Origin of the sequence: Chitinophaga sp., from assembly GCF_036569125.1 — a bacterium.
In the GTDB taxonomy this organism is placed as follows: domain Bacteria; phylum Bacteroidota; class Bacteroidia; order Chitinophagales; family Chitinophagaceae; genus Chitinophaga.
In genome coordinates this window covers 1-4,571 of sequence record NZ_DATCRF010000844.1, presented here as the reverse complement: position 1 = coordinate 4,571, position 4,571 = coordinate 1, and the positions used below count along the sequence as shown (strand labels likewise).

Annotated in this window: 4 protein-coding genes; all 4 read right to left on the bottom strand. The window is 48.4% G+C overall.

The features are described from left to right. On the bottom strand, positions 1-1,133 hold a 1,133-nt coding region (locus VIM87_RS31160), incomplete at its 3' end, for an MFS transporter (protein ID WP_332000769.1). Between the two features lie 47 nt (positions 1,134-1,180). Then, complete coding sequence (locus VIM87_RS31155; RefSeq protein WP_332000768.1) at positions 1,181-1,843, bottom strand: bifunctional 4-hydroxy-2-oxoglutarate aldolase/2-dehydro-3-deoxy-phosphogluconate aldolase; 663 nt, start codon at positions 1,841-1,843, stop codon at positions 1,181-1,183. Between the two features lies 1 nt (position 1,844). Beyond that, entirely contained in the window at positions 1,845-2,840 is a 996-nt protein-coding gene (locus VIM87_RS31150) for a sugar kinase (RefSeq protein WP_332000767.1), read from the bottom strand. Next, entirely contained in the window at positions 2,840-4,234 is a 1,395-nt protein-coding gene (gene uxaC, locus VIM87_RS31145) for a glucuronate isomerase (protein WP_332000766.1), read from the bottom strand. The genes VIM87_RS31150 and uxaC overlap by 1 nt, the downstream gene beginning before the upstream one ends. Positions 4,235-4,571: the final 337 nt, after the last annotated feature.

Sequence of the window (4,571 nt, the reverse complement as noted above, 5' to 3'; positions counted from 1 at the left end):
CCGCCAATAGAGCCTGCCATACCACCGATACCTACCACGGAGCTTACGGCGTATTTTGGGAACATATCAGATACCGTGGTGAAAATGTTTGCAGACCAGGCCTGGTGTGCGGCTGCAGCCAAACCTACCAGGGATACGGCTACCCACATGCTGCTTGTGTATTTGGTAAGCATAATGGGCAATACGCAAACTGCAAAAAGGAACATGGATGTTTTACGTGCCTTAAATACCGGCCAGCCTTTCTTTATAAGGAAAGAGGATAACCAGCCACCGCCAATGCTGCCAATGCTTACCATGGTATAAATGATAATAATGGGTAAGCCATAGCTGGCTTTCATATCTACATTAAACGCAGAGGAAATATAGGAAGGCAGCCAGAAAAGAAAGAACCACCATACCGGGTCGGTGAGCAGCTTACCAAATACAAAGGCCCAGGTTTGGCGGATGGTGAACAGCTTTAACCAGCTGATCTTGCGGGTTTCGGCATCCGGGCCGGGTTGATGTTCTTCATTATCGCTGTGAATATATGCGTATTCTTCTTTACTTACCCGTTTGCTTTTAGCCGGTGTATCATATAAAATAAACCAGAAGATCAGCCACACAAAACCAATGGCGCCGGTCCAGATAAAGGCGCTTTGCCAGCCCTGTACTTTAGCGATCCAGTATACCAGCGCCGGCGCAATCACCGGTCCCAGGTTGGCGCCGGCATTAAAAATACCGGTAGCCAATGCCCGCTCTTTCTTGGGAAACCATTCTGCAGTAGCTTTAATAGCAGAGGGGAAGTTACCAGATTCACCCAGGCCCAGGGCCACACGTGCTATCCCAAAACCCATAGTGGATCTTGCCAGTGCATGCGCCATGGCAGCCACGCTCCATACGATCAGGGAAATGGTATATCCCAGCTTGGAACCGATCTTATCTACCAGGCCGCCAAAGAGCAGCAGGCCCAGTGCGTAGGCAGCGGAAAAAGCGATCACTATATAGCTGTAATCAGATTCTGTCCAGTGGAACTGTATTTCCAGGTCTCCTTTTAACAAACCTATCACCTGCCGGTCAATGTAGTTAATGGTGGTAGCAAAGAAAAGCAGCGTGCAAATAACCCAGCGATAGTTTCCGGTTTTTGTGGAATTCATTCTAATAAATTTGGAATTTATGAGCAAACGGTGTTTGAAAACTCAATTTAGTGCAATGCTTTCACAAATGCAAACGTTTGCACCACTTTGGCTTTCAGCGCACTCCAGTCCTGGCTTTCAATCACCTGTTTTGACAATAAGTTCGATCCCATGCCCACACAAACTACCCCGGCCTCAAACCAGGAGGCTATACTTTCCTTCGTAGGCTCTACCCCGCCGGTAGGCATAAATTTGGTATTGGGGAACAGCGGCTTAATGGATTTTACAAAACCAGGGCCCAGGATATTACCGCGGAACAGCTTTACCAGCGGAGCATCCAGTTTTTCCGCCACTGCAATTTCAGAGGGGGTCATACAACCGGGGATCCAGAGGATGTTCTCTTTTTTGCAGTACTGCCCGATTTCAGCATCGGTAATAGGACTTACAATAAAATCAGCGCCCTGCCCTACGAAGGTGGCCGCATCTGCCGCATTTTTAATAGTGCCTATACCCAGATACATATCCGGCATGCTTACCAGCTTCTTATCACGCATGGCGGCAAAATTACGGCGGGCATGCTCTCCCCGGTTGGTGAACTCAAACACACGGATGCCCCCATCATAACAAGCCTGCATTACTTCTATACAAACTGCTTCATCGTCATGGTAAAATACCGGTATTATCCCGCTGCGCTCAAAGGCTGCTATAATAGTGGATGGTTGAGGTGCCATATTAAATGAGTTTTAAAATATCTTCTTTACTGGTTTGGTTAAAGTCGCCTTTTATAAACAATTTGGACCAGGCAGCGCCGGCGGCAAAGGAAATAAGCTTTTGTGCATCAAAACCCTGCAGCAGCCCATGTATAAGGCCGGCCATAAAACTATCGCCGCTGCCCACGCGGTCTACCACCTCATTGGTTTCTACCTGTTTGGAAACGGTTTGCTGCCCGTTGTGGTAGTAGGTGGCATAATACAGGTTATGGGTAGGCCCGTTGGAGAAACGGAAGGTAAAGGCCACATGTTTACAGCGTGGGTACTTTTCCGTTATTTCCTGCGCTACTTTAATAGCTTGTTCCAGGTACACTTCTTTTTTGTCCTGCTCTAAGGCCACGGTATCCAGGGCAGTATCCAGCATGTTATGCGCCGCCCATATGTTGCCCATTATCACGTCGCAGTGCTGCACCAGCTCCGGCATTACCTGGAATGGTTTGGCGTATTGCCATAATTTATTGCGGTAATTGAGATCGGTAGAGATAGTGAGGCCCTTGCGGCTGGCAGCTTCCAGCGCTTCTTTACAAACTTTGGCAGCCTGCTCGCTAAGCGCAGGTGTAATAGCGCTCCAGTGGAACCAGCTTGCATCTTCCAGCAATTCATCCCAGTTGGTAGTGCCGGGTTCCAGCTGGCTGAAGGCGGAGTATTTGCGGTCGTACACCACCTCCGCATGTTTCAGGTCACTGCCCTGCGCCAGGAAGTAGGCGCCTATACGGTCGCCGCCCCACAGCATACGGTCGGTAGTAATGCCTGCTTTTTCCAGCTGCTGCATTACCTGCTTTGAGAGGCCGTTTTCGGGCGCCTTGCTGATATAGGCTACCGGCGTACCCCAGCGCGCCAGGGAGGCAGCCATATTAGCCTCTGCACCGCCTATGTATAATGCTGAACTATGTTGTTCCCAGTCAGGGGAAAAGCGGAATAACAACTCTCCGTAGGATATAACTTTTACCGGTTTCATTAAAAATTAAAGTATGCTTTTGCATTATTGTAACAAATATCCTGCACCATTTTACCCAGCCAGGGAATATCAGATGGCAGCTCCCCGTTCTCTACATCATTTCCTATCAGGTTACACAAAATACGTCTAAAATATTCATGACGGGAATAGGAAAGAAAACTTCTGGAATCTGTCAGCATTCCAACAAAGCGGCTAAGCAGCCCCATGTTGCTTAATACATTCATTTGTTTTTCCATACCGTCTTTCTGATCCAGGAACCACCAGCCGCTGCCGAACTGCATTTTACCGGCCACCGTACCATCCTGGAAATTGCCTGCCATGGTGGCAAACACTTCGTTGTAAGACGGGTTCAGGTTATAAACGATGGTTTTGGCCAGCTTATTCTTTTTATCCAGCCCGTCAAAAAAGGCCGACATACTTTCCGCTACCTGCCAGTCGCCAATGGAATCCACACCGGCGTCTGCACCGATCTGTTTTAATAAACGGCTGTTATTATTGCGGATGGCCCCTACGTGAAATTGCTGTGCCCAGCCTCTTTCATGGTTCCATTCACAAATAAAATGCAGGGTGGCGGCTTTGAACTGCGCCGCTTCATCCGTGCTCACGGCCTTGCCTGCACGCAGTTTGGCAAAAATGCTTTCCAACCCTTCTATGGTATACGCCGCTGCGTAAAAGGTGCTGATACCGTGGTCTGACAAACGCCCGCCTGCGGCATGAAAATAATCGTGCCGGCTGCGCAGCGCATCCAGCAAGGCCTGGTAGCTGTTAATATCTTTATTGGCAGCAGCGGCCAGCTTATCCATGTAGGCGTTAAAAGCAGCAGCATCTTCTACTGCCATTGCTTTATCCGGCCGGAAAGTGGGTAACACTTTCACCCCTAAATTCTTTTGCTGAATGGCTTTATGATGTTCGAGGCTATCGCAGGGATCGTCAGTAGTGCACAGGGCATTTACCTTAAAATGCTGCAGCAGGGCCTGGGTGGTCCATTTCGGCAGCTGTGCATTGCAATGATCGTAAATTTCCTTTGCCGTATCTGCATTCAGCTGTTTGGTGATGCCAAAAGGGTTCAGCAGCTCCATGTGCGTCCAGTGGTATAAAGGATTGCGCATGGTATAAGGTACGGTAGCGGCCCAGTGTTTGAACTTGGTAAAATGATCGGCGCTGCCGGTAATAAATTCTTCTGCCACCCCGTTGGCGCGCATGGCCCGCCATTTATAGTGATCGCCCTGCAGCCACATTGCGCTCAGGTGCTCAAATTGCCGGTTGGCGGCAATTTCATCCGGCGGCAAATGGTTATGATAGTCAATAATGGGCATGCTGCTGGCATACTCATGAAATAAACGTTGAGCCGTTGCTGTTTGTAACAAAAAATCTGCTGATAGGAATTGCTTCATACGCGAAATTTAATTACGAATTAGTCAATTACGAATTACTAATTAAATGCCGTGGAGATTACATCTATCTACCACATAATTCGCTTCATAATTGAACGATTCGCAAAATTTATTTTAATAGCATCTCGAAATGTGTCCTCCAATTCGTAATTCGTAATTGACTAATTCGTAATTACTTTACTGCTTTACGCAGGCCATCCGCATACATCAGCGTGCCTTCCTGCATCATGCCCAGCAGGTGCGCGCTTACAGTTTCCGCAAAGCCCGGCAGCTGGTTAAGGTCAGCTTCCCACAGGCGGGTATCGGATATTATCTGTTGTACAAGCTGGGTAACAGC

Excerpts from the sequence above, each read along its gene's own strand:
- VIM87_RS31150 (WP_332000767.1), bottom strand. The coding sequence starts at position 2,840 with ATGAAACCGGTAAAAGTTATATCCTACGGAGAGTTGTTATTCCGCTTT.
- uxaC (WP_332000766.1), bottom strand. The coding sequence starts at position 4,234 with ATGAAGCAATTCCTATCAGCAGATTTTTTGTTACAAACAGCAACGGCT.
- VIM87_RS31155 (WP_332000768.1), bottom strand. The coding sequence starts at position 1,843 with ATGGCACCTCAACCATCCACTATTATAGCAGCCTTTGAGCGCAGCGGG.